This window comes from Micromonospora sp. CA-249363 (assembly GCF_050950185.1).
Taxonomy (GTDB): domain Bacteria; phylum Actinomycetota; class Actinomycetes; order Mycobacteriales; family Micromonosporaceae; genus Micromonospora.
The window spans coordinates 1,357,330-1,370,712 of the sequence record NZ_CP192020.1 but is presented as its reverse complement, the minus strand read 5'-3'; the positions used below and the strand labels follow the sequence as shown (position 1 = coordinate 1,370,712).

General features: G+C 72.6%; 12 protein-coding genes. 4 read left to right on the top strand and 8 right to left on the bottom strand.

Annotation, left to right across the window (positions count from 1 at the left end; genetic code table 11):
* Positions 1-10: 10 nt before the first annotated feature.
* From ACQPZK_RS06445 to ACQPZK_RS06430, 4 genes are all read right to left on the bottom strand, one after another.
* Positions 11-970, bottom strand: coding sequence for a VWA domain-containing protein (locus ACQPZK_RS06445; RefSeq protein ID WP_433537412.1), 960 nt, complete (start codon positions 968-970; stop codon positions 11-13).
* Positions 967-1,992: a DUF58 domain-containing protein gene (locus tag ACQPZK_RS06440; RefSeq protein WP_433537411.1), complete on the bottom strand. Its 1,026-nt coding sequence runs from the start codon at positions 1,990-1,992 to the stop codon at positions 967-969. The genes ACQPZK_RS06445 and ACQPZK_RS06440 overlap by 4 nt, the downstream gene beginning before the upstream one ends.
* Complete coding sequence (locus tag ACQPZK_RS06435; protein ID WP_433537410.1) at positions 1,989-3,038, bottom strand: AAA family ATPase; 1,050 nt, start codon at positions 3,036-3,038, stop codon at positions 1,989-1,991. Before ACQPZK_RS06435 ends, ACQPZK_RS06440 begins: the two co-directional genes overlap by 4 nt.
* Before the next feature lie 230 nt (positions 3,039-3,268).
* Positions 3,269-3,778, bottom strand: coding sequence for a hypothetical protein (locus ACQPZK_RS06430; protein WP_433537409.1), 510 nt, complete (start codon positions 3,776-3,778; stop codon positions 3,269-3,271).
* Between the two features lie 293 nt (positions 3,779-4,071).
* On the opposite strand from ACQPZK_RS06430, the gene ACQPZK_RS06425 reads away from it, so the two are divergent.
* The gene (locus ACQPZK_RS06425) at positions 4,072-5,073 is read left to right on the top strand and encodes an endonuclease/exonuclease/phosphatase family protein (RefSeq protein WP_433537408.1); all 1,002 of its coding nucleotides are present in this window, start codon (positions 4,072-4,074) and stop codon (positions 5,071-5,073) included.
* A gap of 67 nt (positions 5,074-5,140) precedes the next feature.
* On the opposite strand, the gene ACQPZK_RS06420 is transcribed toward ACQPZK_RS06425, so the two are convergent.
* The 4 genes from ACQPZK_RS06420 to cimA all read right to left on the bottom strand — a co-directional run bounded on the left by ACQPZK_RS06420 (position 5,141) and on the right by cimA (position 11,174).
* Positions 5,141-6,889 (bottom strand): ABC transporter ATP-binding protein, encoded by a 1,749-nt coding sequence (locus ACQPZK_RS06420; RefSeq protein WP_433537407.1) that lies wholly within the window; start codon positions 6,887-6,889, stop codon positions 5,141-5,143.
* Positions 6,886-8,409, bottom strand: coding sequence for an ABC transporter transmembrane domain-containing protein (locus ACQPZK_RS06415; RefSeq protein WP_433537406.1), 1,524 nt, complete (start codon positions 8,407-8,409; stop codon positions 6,886-6,888). The genes ACQPZK_RS06420 and ACQPZK_RS06415 overlap by 4 nt, the downstream gene beginning before the upstream one ends.
* An 11-nt stretch (positions 8,410-8,420) precedes the next feature.
* Positions 8,421-9,470, bottom strand: a complete 1,050-nt coding sequence (locus ACQPZK_RS06410; protein WP_433537405.1) for an ArsR/SmtB family transcription factor — start codon at positions 9,468-9,470, stop codon at positions 8,421-8,423.
* A gap of 120 nt (positions 9,471-9,590) precedes the next feature.
* Positions 9,591-11,174: a citramalate synthase gene (gene cimA, locus ACQPZK_RS06405; RefSeq protein WP_433537404.1), complete on the bottom strand. Its 1,584-nt coding sequence runs from the start codon at positions 11,172-11,174 to the stop codon at positions 9,591-9,593.
* Positions 11,175-11,420: 246 nt separating this feature from the next.
* Here cimA and ACQPZK_RS06400 point away from each other — a divergent pair, with 246 nt between their 5' ends.
* From ACQPZK_RS06400 to ACQPZK_RS06390, 3 genes are all read left to right on the top strand, one after another.
* Entirely contained in the window at positions 11,421-11,951 is a 531-nt protein-coding gene (locus ACQPZK_RS06400) for a carboxymuconolactone decarboxylase family protein (protein ID WP_433537403.1), read from the top strand.
* A 144-nt stretch (positions 11,952-12,095) separates the two neighbouring features.
* The gene (locus ACQPZK_RS06395) at positions 12,096-12,554 is read left to right on the top strand and encodes a PRC-barrel domain containing protein (protein WP_433537402.1); all 459 of its coding nucleotides are present in this window, start codon (positions 12,096-12,098) and stop codon (positions 12,552-12,554) included.
* Between the two features lie 50 nt (positions 12,555-12,604).
* Positions 12,605-13,363: a tyrosine-protein phosphatase gene (locus ACQPZK_RS06390; protein WP_433539125.1), complete on the top strand. Its 759-nt coding sequence runs from the start codon at positions 12,605-12,607 to the stop codon at positions 13,361-13,363.
* Positions 13,364-13,383 lie beyond the last annotated feature (20 nt).

Genomic DNA, 13,383 nt, shown 5'->3' with positions numbered 1-13,383 from the left:
GCGCTGCGGGTCAGGGCAGTCGGGAGAACCAGCGCATCGATCCGGCGGCGGCCCCCATCGCGAACACCAGTCCGAGGCCGATGAACCGCGCCGACACGTCCTGGCGTTCCGTGCGGTAGCCGACCGAGCTGCCGATGTCGTCGTAGACGGCGCGCAGTTCGTCGACGGTGCTGGCCTCGTGGAACATCCCGCCGGTCTCGTCGGCGACGGCCCTGAGCGTCTGCCCGTCGACCGGCACCTGGATCGGCCGTCCGCCCCGGTCCACGAAGCCGGACGGGGTGCCGAAGGAGATCGCGTGCACCGGCACCTTCGCCGCGACGGCCTCCGCCGCCGCCTCCATCGGATCCATGCCCGAGGTGTTGGCCCCGTCGGAGAGCAGGATGATCCGGGCCGGCGGTGGTTCCTTCGCGGCCTCGCTGTCCAGGCTCTTGACCGCTCCGAGCGAGGTGTTGATGGCCTCACCGATAGCGGTGCCCTGGACCCCGGTCACCCCCTCGGCCAGGCGGCCGATGCCCTCGTCCAGGGCGTTCCGGTCGGTGCCCGGCGGCACCAGGACGGCGGCGCTGCCGGCGAACGCGACGAGCCCCACGTTGAACTCGTCGGGCAGGCCGTCGACGAATCGTCGGGCCGCCTGCTTGGCCGCCGCCAGCCGGTCCGGCTCGACGTCGGTGGCGAGCATCGAGGTGGACACGTCGACGGCCACCATCACGGTGGCGCGCTCGCGGGGTACCCGGACCTCGGCGGAGGGCCGGGCGAAACCGACCACCAGCAACGCCAGCATGGCCAGGAACAGCCCGGCGGGTACGTGCCGTCGCCAGGCCGGCCGTTCGGGCGCCACCCGGTCCAGCAGCCGCAGGTTGGTGAAGCGGACGGCGTAGCGGGCGCGTCCGCGCTGCATCACCAGGTACGCGACGACAAGCGCGAGCACGCCCACCAGCAGCCAGAGCCGCAGCGGGGACTCCCAGTTCACGCGGCACCTCCCCGGGCGGCCCCGGCCGGCGCGGTGGCCATCCGTCGCTGGGCGTGCACGTGGCGGACGATGTCCGCGCTGACGTCGCGGTCGGTACGGAGCCCCAGGTGTGTCGCCCCGCTCCGACGCAGCGCCGCTCGGACCTGATCCCGCTGGGCGGCGGCTGCCGCGGCGTAGCGCTCCCGCAGGCGACGGTCCGATGTGCACACCTCGCGGCGACGGCCGGTCTCCGGGTCGACGAGCGTGATCAGGCCGACGTCGGGCAGTTCCAGCTCGCGGGGGTCGGTCACCTCGATCGCCAGCACCTGGTGGCGCGCGGACAGCCGACGCAGGGTCCGCTCCCAGGGCGGCGGCTCGGCGGGGTCGTCCGGGAGGCCGTCGAGGAAGTCGGAGACCACCACGACGAGTCCACGCTGGTTGGCCACCCGTTGCAACGCGTCGAGCCCGTCGGCCAGCTCCGGAGCCGGCGGGGTCGAGGGACGCCCCGGCCGATGGCTGGGCGCGCTGGCACGCGGGGCCGCGAGCAGCGCCCGCAGCAGACCGAGCAGATGGGTACGCCCGCGGCGGGCCGGGAAACGGCGCATCCCGTCGGCGCTCAGCACCTGGGCGCCCAACCGGTTGCCCACGCCCGCGGTCAGGAAACCGACGGCCGCCACCGCGGTCACCGCTAGCTCCCGCTTGTCCAGCTCGGCGGTGCCGAACTCCATGCTGGCGCTGGAGTCGACGAGCAACCAGGTCGTCAGCTCCCGATCGGCGTCGACCTGCCGGACGTGCGGTACGGCGGTCCTGGCCGTCACCGCCCAGTCCATCCGCCGGACCTCGTCCTCCCCGGGCCGGTACTCCCTGCTGCCGGCGGGTTCGCTACCCGGCCCGGGCAGCAGGCCACGGTACTGGCCGTGCAGCAGACCGTCGAGTCGCCGGGTGACGGTCAGTTCGAGTCGGCGCAGTCGCTGGTCGGGAGTCAACTCGGCCAGGCCGGGGTCGGGTGCCGTGGTCACCGACGTACGGCCGGCGCGTCTCATGCCGCCGCCAGGTCGGGTGTCTGCTGTGGATGCCCGGTGGCCACCCGGGGCGGGGGCACCGCCTCCACGAGCCGCCGGACGATGCTCTCGGCCGAGACCCCGTCGGCCACGGCGTCGAAGGAGAGCACCAGTCGGTGGGACAGGACGTCCACCGCCAACTCCCGGACGTCCTCGGGCAGCACGTACTCCCGCCCGCGCAACAACGCCTGCGCCCGGGCGGCGGCGACCAGGCCCAGCGTGGCCCGGGGGCTGGCGCCGTACGCGAGCAGCGGCGCGATCTCCGACAGGCCGAAACGGCTCGGGTCGCGGGTGGCGAGGATCAGCCGGACCACGTACTCGGCCAGGGCGTGGTGGACGAAGATCCGCTCGGCGAGCCCCTGGAGGTGTTGCAGTCGTTGCGGGTCGAGCACCTGGCGCGCGCTGGGCCGGTCGCTGCTCATCCGGTAGAGGATCGCCAGCTCGTCGGCGTCGCTGGGGTAGTCGACGACCACCTTCATGAGGAACCGGTCGCGCTGCGCCTCGGGGAGCTGGTAGACCCCCTCGGACTCGATCGGGTTCTGGGTGGCCAACACCAGGAACGGCGCCGGTACGGGCCACGTGCGCCCGCCGATGGAGACCTGCCGTTCGGCCATCGCCTCCAGCAACGCCGACTGGACCTTGGCGGGCGCCCGGTTGATCTCGTCGGCCAGCACCAGGTTGGCCATGATCGGACCCAGCTCGATGTCGAAGGTCTCCTTCGAGGCCCGGTAGATCCGCGTGCCGACGATGTCGGAGGGGACCAGGTCCGGGGTGAACTGGATCCGGGAGAAGGTGCCGCCGACCACGGTGGCGAGGGTCTGCGCGGCGAGGGTCTTGGCCACGCCGGGCACGCCCTCCAGGAGGCAGTGACCGTTGGCGAGCAGTGCGGTGAGCAGACGCTCGACGAGCCGATCCTGCCCGACGATCACGCGTTTGACCTCGAAGAGGGTCTGTTCCAGCTCGGCGCCGGTCGGCTCGGGATCGACCGAGGTGGGCATGCTGGCCAGGGTGTCCGAGATGTCCGTCACGGTGCTTGCTTCCCGGGCGGACCCCCCGGCAAACGTCGGATTGTGCGGGCCGGACCGGCCCGGAGCGCCCGCAACGGGCACGGGCCGCGCGAAAGAGTGACGAGCCACGCGAGTCGGCCGCTGGGCACCCAATCACCCCGGGCGGACCGGGAGGACGCCCGGTCGACCTTCTCGAGAGCGCGATCCGGCCCCCGCGCGGGATGCGCGGGGGCCGGGCCTTCTCAGGTCGCTCAGAAGGTGTGCGTCAGCAGTGTGAAGCCCAGGTCGGCCGGCACTCCGGACGAGTTGTAGGTCTGGACGAAGACCGCGTTCGGGGTGCCCAGCCGTGGGGCGACCGTGGCCTCACCGGCGGGCGGGATGCAGCAGGAGTTGGCGCTCGAGATGGTCGCCAGGTAGGCGCCGGTCGAGACGTTCACGCCGAACTGCACCTCGTACTGGCCGGCGCCGTACTTGATGACGGTGCCGGTGCCCCGGACCTTGGTGCCGTTGGCGTTGACGACGGTGAAGTAGGTGGCCGTGGCCAGGGTGCTGGCGTCGCCGGCCTTCAGCGCCGCCTTGGCCTTGCGGGCCGACTCCGCCGTCACCGGTGGCTGGGTGTTCGTGGCGCGGGACGCCGGCTGGACGGCCGCCTGCGGCGCCTTCGCCGACGGCTGGGCGACGGCGATGCCCCCACCCGCCAGGGTGAGTGCCGCGACCGCGAACCCGATCGCTGCCGCCTTACGTCGGAAGGATGTACTCATGACAGGTCCCCCTTGTGTGACCGTGCGAATTCGGCCGACCCGCGGGGCGGGACGGATAACTGCCGACAAATGAATCAGACGGTTGATTCCTCGATGATTGACACCCGCTCTGAGCTGCGATTACTACTCAGAGTTGCGTCGTTTCAACCAGGTGGAACGTAGCACCGGCAAAAGCCGCAGGTCAATAGTTGATCTCGCATTATCGGCCCTGTCATCCAACTGTCAGATAATTATGAAAGGTGAACGAAGAACCATTCACAAATTGTTGGGGAGGGCGCCGCTAGGCTGACGTCATGATCGTCACCGACGACCCGCCCGCGCCGACCCGCAGCCGGACGCTGGTCGGCACCGCCCTCTGCTGGGTGCTCGTCGGGCCCACGGCCGCCTGGGCCGCCGTACGTCTGGCCGGGCTGGACCGGGGACCGTTGGTGCAGGCGCTCGCCTTCACCCCGTACGTCGCGGCAGGAAGCGTGCTGGTGCTCGGGCTCAGCGTCGCCCTGCGGCGCTGGTGGCCGGCGGCGGTCGCGGCCCTGGCCGTGGTGGCGCTACTCGGCGTGGTCACGCCCCGGGCGCTGGCCGCGCCGCAGCCGACGGCGACCGGCCCGACGATCCGGCTGCTCACCGCGAACCTGCTCGCCGGCTCCGCCGACGCGTCGGCACTCGTCGAACTGGCCCGGCGGCACCGGGTCGACGTGCTCACCGTGCAGGAGTTCACGCCCGACGCGCAGGCCGCGCTGGACCGGCTCGGCCTCGACCGGCTGCTCCCCCACCGGCAGCTCAACCCGCAGATCGGCACGCCCGGCTCTGGGCTCTACTCGCGCTGGCCGCTCAGCGACGTCGGCATCCGGCACAACCGGGGCCAGGGCGGCTGGGGGTTCACCCAGGCGTACGGCACCGTGGCCGTCCCCGGGGCGCCACCGGTCCGTGTCGAGTCGGCCCACCCGTCGGCGCCGTCCGCGCTGGACCAGGTCGACGCGTGGCGTACCGACCTGACCGCCCAACCACCCGCCATGCCCGACGGTGAGCTGCGGATCCTCGCCGGGGACTTCAACGCCACCCTCGACCACGGTCCACTGCGGGCACTGCTGCGCACCGGCTATGTCGACGCCGCCGACGCCACCGGCAAGGGGCTGACCGGCACGTGGGGCCCGTACGACGGCGACCTCATCCCCCCAGTCACGATCGACCACGTGCTCGTCGACCGCCGCATCGCCGTCGACGAGGTCACGGTGCTGCCACTTCCCAAGTCCGACCACCGCCCGGTCCTGGCGACCCTCCGTCTTCCCAGCCCCTGACCCTGCCTGACGCGGGCCGCCGTCCGGTGGACGGCGGCCCGCTGCCGCCCAGAGGGTGCGGGCAGGGTCAGGTCGTTGACGTCGCCGAGTGCGACCACGCCGACCACAGAGCGGTGTAGGGGCCACCGCGCGCGATGAGGTCGTCATGCGTACCGATCTCGACGATGGTTCCGCCTTCCAGGAGAGCGATGCGGTCGCAGGAACGGGCCTGGGTCAGCCGGTGCGCGATCACCACGGCCGTACGGCCCTCGATCAGCGCCGCGGCCGCCCGGTCCAGGTCACCGGCACCCGTGCTGCCGGCTTCGGCGGTCGCCTCGTCGAGCACGACGACGGGCGGGTCGCGCAGGAGCAGCCGGGCCAGCGCGAGGTGCTGCGCCCGCGCGGGTGGCAACGGGCCGGCTGCCGTGTCCAGCAGGTCGCGCGACGCCCAGTCGCGCGCGCCGACCGCCGCCAGGGCGCTGAGGAGGCGGTCGTCGTCGGCGTCCGGCGCGGCGTAGGTGAGGTTGTCGCGCAGGGTGCCGGTGAAGACGTGTGTCTCCTGCGACACGAGGCCGACCCAGTGGCGCAGTACGGCGGGGTCCAGGTCGGCGACGTCGACCGTGGTGTCCGGGCCGGTCAGCGTGATCCGGCCGGCGCGGGCGGGGAAGGTGCCGGCGATCAGGTTCGCCACTGTCGTCTTGCCGGCGCCGCTGCCGCCGACCAGCGCCAGCGAGGTGCCCGCCGGCACGTCGAGGTCGATGCCGGCCAGGACGTCGGGTTCCCCGCCGTACGCGTGTCGCAAGCCGCGGACCGTGACCGCGACCGTTCCCGGCGTGCCCGGTCGCTCCCGCCTGCCAGCGGCGGGCGGAGGCACCAGCAGAACTCCGGCGGTACGCGCCAGCGAGGCCTGGGCGCGCTGCACGTCGTCGAAGGAGAGAAGCAGGGTGCCCAGCGGTGTGAACAGGCGGTGGAACAGCAGGGCGGCTGCCGTCACCGCGCCGACGGTGACCAGGTCGGCGCGGACCAGCCAGTAACCGGTCAGCAGGACGGCGGAGAGCCCGATCGCCTCGGCCGCGTTCATGCTCTTGCTGAACCACAGGAAGCTGCGGGCGGCGCGCAGGGATGCCGCCAGGTTGTCCCCCGACGCCGTGGCCAGCCGCCGGGTCTGGAGCGCGGCCATCCGGTACGCCGACACGGTGTCCCGTCCGGCTAGTGACTCCAGCAGAACCCGTCCGCGCTCGGCGGCGAGGGATCGCTCCTGTGCGTAGAGGCGGGCTGCGCGCGGCAGGTAGGCACGCAGGCTGAGTGCGTAGATCGGAAAGACCACCAGGAAGGCGAGCGCCAGCCGCCAGTCCAGGGTCAGGAAGCCCGCGACGGACAGCAGGACGGTGATCAGCGCGCGCAGGACCTCGGCCACCAACGGGACCGAGGTGACGACGTTCTCCAGGTCCTCGGTCACCCGGGACGCCACCTCGCCGCGGCCGGCGTTCTCCAGTACGGCCGGCGGCAGCTCGAGGGTGCGGTGGACCGCCTGGGCGCGCAGGTCCGCCGCGACATGCGCGCCGAGGTGTTCGGTGGCGCGTAGTGCCAGCGCGGTGGTGGCGGCACCGGCCAGGACGACCGCGCCGAGCCCGGCTGTCAGACCGGTCGCGTGCGGTGCCCGGCCGGCGCGGACCGCGTCGACCAGCCAGCCCAGGAGCAGCGGGGCGGAGACGGTGGCGGCGGCGCTCAGCGCGGTCCAGAGCAGGGCGGCGACGACCGCGGCTCGATGCGAGCTCAGGACCCTGGCAAGCAGAGTCAGGCTCTGCCGGCCGGTGGCGATCGGCAGCGCCGTCATCGCAGGACCGCCGCGGCGTATTCGGCGTCGGTGACGAGTTGGTCATGGGTGGACACCCGCGAGGTCCCGAGGCCGGGCAGAAAGGCGACGCGGTCGCATCGGGCGAGCAACGTGGGGGACGTGGTCACGACGACGGTGCTGCCGCGACCGTCGCGTCGCATGGCGGCCAGGCCCGCGCCGACCCGGTCCTCGGTGACCGCGTCGACAGCGGTGAGGGGATCGCGCAGGATCAGCAGCGACGGCTGGGCTGCCAGGGCGCGGGCGAGCGCCACCCGCTGGCGCTGTCCGCCGGAGAGGTTGGCGCCGCCGTCGAGCAGCGCCGCGCTCACGTCGGTAGCCTGTGCCGCGCCGACAGCCCGACGCAGCGTCGCTGGGTCGGTGTCGTGGCCGGTGTCGAGGGCATCGGCCAGCGTGCGGCCGAGGAGGTGCACCAGGTGCGGCTCCACCAGCACGTCCGGGTGCGTCGCCGCCAGTGTGGCGATCAGGGTGTCGGCAGAGTCGGGGTCGGTGGCGACGACGCCGAGCAGTTCACCCTCTCGTACGGCGAGATCCGCGTCCGTGGGTGCCGGGTCAGCGCTGCGCGGCCGCACACCGTCGAGCAGGACGGCGATGCGGACGGCGCTGGCCCTGGAGATCGCCAACTGCTTGATGCCGGCGGCGATCCGGTCGACCGGCTCGCCGGCGAACGCGACCATGGCCACGACCGTGACGAAGCCGCCAACGCCGATGCGCCCGGAGAGCGTCATGGCGGCCGCTACGGCGGTGGTGCCGACCAGCACAAGGCCGCTGGCCACCGCGCCGATGCCCTCGGCGGCCGCCGACGCCGTCGCGCTTCGCAGCGCGGCGTCACGGGAGGTCAGGTTCACCCCACGGTAGCGGCGGATCGCCTCTCCGACGCCGCCGAAGCCGCGCAGCGGTCGTAGGGCCTGGACCAGCTCGGCGGCGAGGGCGGCGGCGGATCCGGCGGTGTGCTGGCGATCGGCGATCCTGCGCTCGAGCAAGGGGCTGATCCGGTTGACGGCCAGCCCGAGCGCGGGCACCCCGGCGGCGACGCCGAGGCCGAGCCAGGGGTCGATCGACAGCAGCACGGCCACCGTGACGAGCAGACCAGCGGTCCCCGAGATCAGCAGTACGGCCGCCCGCAGCACCTCGGCGACGGCTCTGGTGTCGGAGACCAGGACCGTCGACAGGTCCCCGGGCCGTCGCTGGGCGCCGACGCCGTCGGTCAGGATGCGGCTGGCCGCGCGGATGCGCAGATCGTGGGCTTCCCGGGTGGTGGCGGAGGTCAGCCGCCAGTAGTTGACCCCACCGCCGGCGGCCAGCACAGCGAACAGAGCCAGCACTCCCCCGACAGCCAACACGATCGACATCGGCGAGCCACCGTCGACGGCGTGGTCGACGGACAGTCCGATGGCCAGCGGGATCAGGGCCTCGCAGATCTGATGACCGGCCGAGGCGACACAGGCAAGCGCGAGCGAACGCGCCCTGCGATGCAGAACGCCCGCGAGTACGGGATGCATGACTCCGGACGCTAGGAGTCGCCCGCGGCCGCTTCCAACTGCTCGGCAGATGCCGAATCCTCGAACGTCGCCAGGAGCATGTCACCCTCCGGCCGGCGCGCGTAGAAGACCTGCCGCCCGAACCGCGCCCGGCTGACGGCACCGGCCTCCCGCAGGGCACTGAGGTGCTCGGAAACCGTGCCGGACGACAGGCCGAGGGCCGCGGCCAGGCTCGTCGTGGTCGTGGGCCGGGTCAGGGCCCGCAGCACGGCGGCGCGCCCCGACCCGATCAGCCGGGCCAGCCGGTCGCGCTCGCCATCGGGTGGCGCCGGATGCTCGGCCAGCGCCGCCGCACCCCGGGCCTGATAGGTCACCATCAGGATCTCGGGGTGATCGGTCGAGCAGGTCATCCTGTCCTGCAGGAGCAGCACGGGCACGAGCACCAGACGCCGCCCACGCGCATCGAGCACCGACTCGTGCTGCCTCGACAGCGACAACACGGGCCGCTCCCACCACGCGGCCCCGCGCAGGCCGCTCAGCAGAGCCTCGGGGCCGGCCACGGCAAGCGTACGGGCGCGCAGAAGCACCTCCTCGTCGAGTGCGGCCCGCATGGCCGGCCAGTGCGCGGCGGTCGTGAGCTCCCAGAACGCGGCGAGGGCATCGCCGAGCCGGCCGAAAGCGCGATCCGGGTCGTCCCGGTAGGGCGCGAGAAAGCCGGGCAGCTCCTGCGGATAGTGCTTCGCGAACTGCTCCCGCACCACGACGGGCGGCGTACGGCGCAGCTCGTCGAGCTGCCCACCGAGAGTCGGGGTCGCCGCCGACGGCACCGGCGTGAAGACATCCGGGGTCGGTCGGTTGTGACTCTCGCCGTACAGCTGCGCGTAGAGCCTCAGCGGAGCCGTCTCGGGGACCGTCCGCAGCACCTCACGGGCCCGCTGGACCCACGCCGTGTACGGCCACGGCGCGGCCCGCCGAACCCGCTCCCGATGCACCATCTCCAAGCCGCCGACCAGCTCGGTAATCGGGCTGACGGCGATCCGGGTACGGTCGATCGAGGAGTCGTCGAACCGGATCCGGATCACGCCGAAAGCCTAGCCCCGCACCACCACCCCGTCGATCTTGCACTTTCTGTCGCCGCATCAGCGACAAAAGCCGCGTTTCGTCGACACAAAGTGCAAGATCGCGGAGATGGGGTGGAGGGGTCAGACCGGGGTCTTGGCCAGGCCGTAGGTCAGGGCGTCCACCAGGGCGTGCCAGCTCGCCTCTACGACGTTGGGGTGGACACCTACCGTCGTGAAGTCCCGGCCGGTGCCGTTGGCGGTTTCCAGGAGCACGCGCGTCACCGCTCCGGTGCCGTGGCTGCCCTCCAGGATGCGCACCTTGTAGTCGGCCAACTCGAACTCGCGCAACTGCGGATAGTGCCGGGTCAGCCCCACCCGCAGCGCCTCGTCCAGCGCGTTGACCGGGCCGTTGCCCTCGGCCGTGGCGATGACCCGCTCGCCGCGTACCCGGATCTTGACGGTCGCCTCGGAGACGACCGCGCCGTCCTCGCGGTGCTCGACCAGCACCCGGTACGACTCGAGGGTGAACGGCCGCGCCGGGCCGCCCTCCGGGAGTTCGGAGCGGACGAGCAGCTCGAACGAGGCGTCGGCGGCCTCGAAGGACCAGCCTCCGGCCTCCAACTCCTTGACACGCTTGGTGACCCGGGTCAGCGCCTCCGGACGGTCGGCCAGGTCCAGGCCGAGCTCTCGACTCTTGAGCTCGACGCTGGCCCGGCCGGCCATCTCGGTCACCAGGATCCGCATGTCGTTGCCCACCACCGACGGGTCCACGTGGTTGTAGAGCAACGGGTCGACCTTGATCGCGCTCGCGTGCAGCCCCGCCTTGTGGGCGAAGGCGGCGGCCCCGGCGTACGCCTGGTGGGTGTCGGGGGCGATGTTGGCGATCTCGGCGATGGCGTGCGAGACCCGCACCATCTGCGCCAGGCAGCCCTCCGGTAGGACGGGCATGCCGAGCTTGAGTTGGAGGTTGGCGACGACCGCGAAGATGTCGGCGTTGCCGGGGCGTTCGCCGTACCCGTTGGCGGTGCCCTGCACGTGGCGGACGCCCGCCTCGACGGCGGCGATCGTGTTGGCGACCGCGCAGGAGGTGTCGTTCTGGGCATGCATGCCGAACAGCGCGGCGTCGACCCCGAGCCGGTCGGTCAGGTCGTTGATCGCGGCGGTCACCTGGGACGGCAGCATCCCGCCGTTGGTGTCACAGAGGACCATCCGCTCGGCGCCCGCGGCGAGCGCGGTCTGCACCACGGCGGCGCCGTACGCGGGATCGTGGCGGTAGCCGTCGAAGAAGTGCTCACCGTCGACGAACACCCGGCGTCCCTCGGCGACCAGGTGGGCGACGGTGTCGTGGATCATCGCCAGGTTCTCCGCGCCGGTGGTGCGCAGGGCGCGCTCGACATGGCGGATGTCGGCCTTGGCGACCAGGGCGACCGCCGGGGTCTGCGCGTCCAGCAGGCCGCGCACCTGCGGGTCCTCGGCGACCGCCACGCCGGCCTTGCGGGTGGCCCCGAACGCCACCAGCACGGCGTGGCGCAGGGTCAGCTCGGTGCGGGCGCGACGGAAGAACTCGGTGTCCTTGGGCACGGCGCCCGGCCAGCCGCCCTCGATGAACCCGACGCCGAACTCGTCGAGCAGCCGGGCCACCGCCAGCTTGTCGACCACCGAGTAGGTGAGCCCCTCGCGCTGGGCGCCGTCTCGCAACGTCGTGTCGTAGACCTGGAACGTCATCAGGATCCTTTCTCGGAGCAACAAAAAGACCCCCCGCGGGATGCGGGAGGTCTGCGCGCTCGGCGGAGGGGAGAGCCGGCGCGCTAGGTCGCAATAATCAGGGCGGTGCTGGTCACGATCGCCACTCTGCCACCCGCTCCCGCTTTTGGGAGGGACAATCCATATGGTGGGACATCCCGCCCGCAAGGAGGTTCCGTGCTCACCGTGTCGCGCGACACCGACGCTCCGCCCGCCGAGGGCTGACCCGTGGGACTGGACACGATCCGGGCGGCCCTGCCCGCGTACGCCGCGGACATCGCCCACAACCTCGACTCCACGCTCGGCGCGTCGACACTGACCCCGGCGCAGACGTGGGGCACGGCGCTGGCCTGCGCGGTGGCCGCGCGCAACCCACTGGTGCTGCGCGAGATCGCCGCCGAGGCGCTCGACCGTCTCGGGCCGAACGGCGTCGAGGCGGCCAAGGGCGCGGCGGCCATCATGGCGATGACCAACATCTACTACCGCGCCACGCATCTCGTGGGCGACGAAGAGTACGCCTCGATACCGGCCCGCCTCCGCATGCAGATCATCGGCCGACCGGGCGTGGACAAGGGTGACTTCAAGCTGTGGTGCCTCGGCGTCTCCGCGATCACCGGCTGCGAGATCTGCCTCCAGACGCAGGAGAAGGCACTGCGACGCCGTGACTTCACCCGCGAACAGGTGCACGAGGCGCTGCGCATCTCCGCGGTCGTCCACGCGGCGGCGGTCACGCTGGACGCCGAGGCCGCCCTGGCCTGAGGTGCCTCGTGCGGTCACGCGCGCCCGGACCGGCGCCCCCGTTTCGGCCCGGCCGTCGTTTCCGGGCCCCCGGAGCCGGGTAGCTCCTCAACGGGACGCGGGCACGCGAGCCCGGACGATCGGCGACAGTCAGGAGCGAACGGCATGGACAGGATCGACCCGCACGCCGCCCACGCCGGGCCGGACCCGCTGCGCGGCGGAGACCAGGGCGCCGTGCCCGGCGGGGCGCCGGCCGGCACGTTCGACCCGTGGCGCTACCGCGACACCGCCGGCGTGGCCGACGCCGACCTGGTCGGCTACAAGGTCGAGGCCAGCGACGGCGGTGTCGGCAAGATCGACAGCGCCAGCCACGAGGTCGGCGGCAGCTACCTGGTCGTGGACACCGGGCCGTGGATCTTCGGCAAGAAGGTGATGCTGCCCGCCGGCACGGTCAACCTGGTCGACCACGACCAGCGCACCGTCTCGGTCGACCGCACCCGCGACCAGATCAAGGCCGCCCCGGAGTACGACGAGGCCAGCCACAGCGACCCGACGTACCGGGACCAGCTCGGCGGTTACTACGACGAGACGTACGGCGCGCTCCCCCCGGGCACCGCGCGCTGACCGATCCGATCCGACGGCCGGTGGGACACGAGCCCGCCGGCCGTTACCGTGTGCACGTGGACGCCATCGACGACGAACGTCACATCACGCTGCCCGCGACCTTCAACTTCCGCGACGTCGGCGGCTACCTCGGCCACGACGGCCGCACCGTACGCCGTGGTCGCCTCTACCGCTCCGACTCCCTGCACCGGCTCGACGAGCAGGACCGCGACGCGTTCGCCGCGATCGGCATCCGCACCGTCGTCGACCTGCGCCGCCCCAGCGAGGTGGAGCGCGACGGTCGGGTGCCGGCGTACCAGGGGCTGACGTACCGGCACATCCACCCGGAGCACGAGGACTGGTCGCTGACGCCGCACGAGAAGGGCACCGACCTGGCGCGCTACCTCGCCGACCGCTACGCCGCCCTGGCCCAGACCGGCACCGCGGGTCTGGGCGAGGCGATCGGGCTGATCGCCGACTCGGCGAACGCCCCGGTCGTCGTGCACTGTGTGGCCGGCAAGGACCGCACCGGCATCGTGTGCGCCCTGACGCTCGCCGTTCTGGGCGTCGACGACGCGGACATCACCGCCGACTACGCCTTGAGCACCGAGGCGTCCGCCCGGTTCAGCGCCTGGCTGGCCGCCACCATGCCGGACGCCGCAGAGGTGCCGGCGCCGTTCCTCGCGTCGCCCGTCGAAGCCATGCAGATCTTCCTGGACGAGCTGCGCGAGGGGTACGGCTCGATCGAGGCGTACCTGCGGCATGGCGGGGTGACCGACGCGCAGCTCGCGGCCCTGCGCGACCACCTGCTCGACGAGGACCGGGGCTGACCGGCCCGTCTCGACGGGCC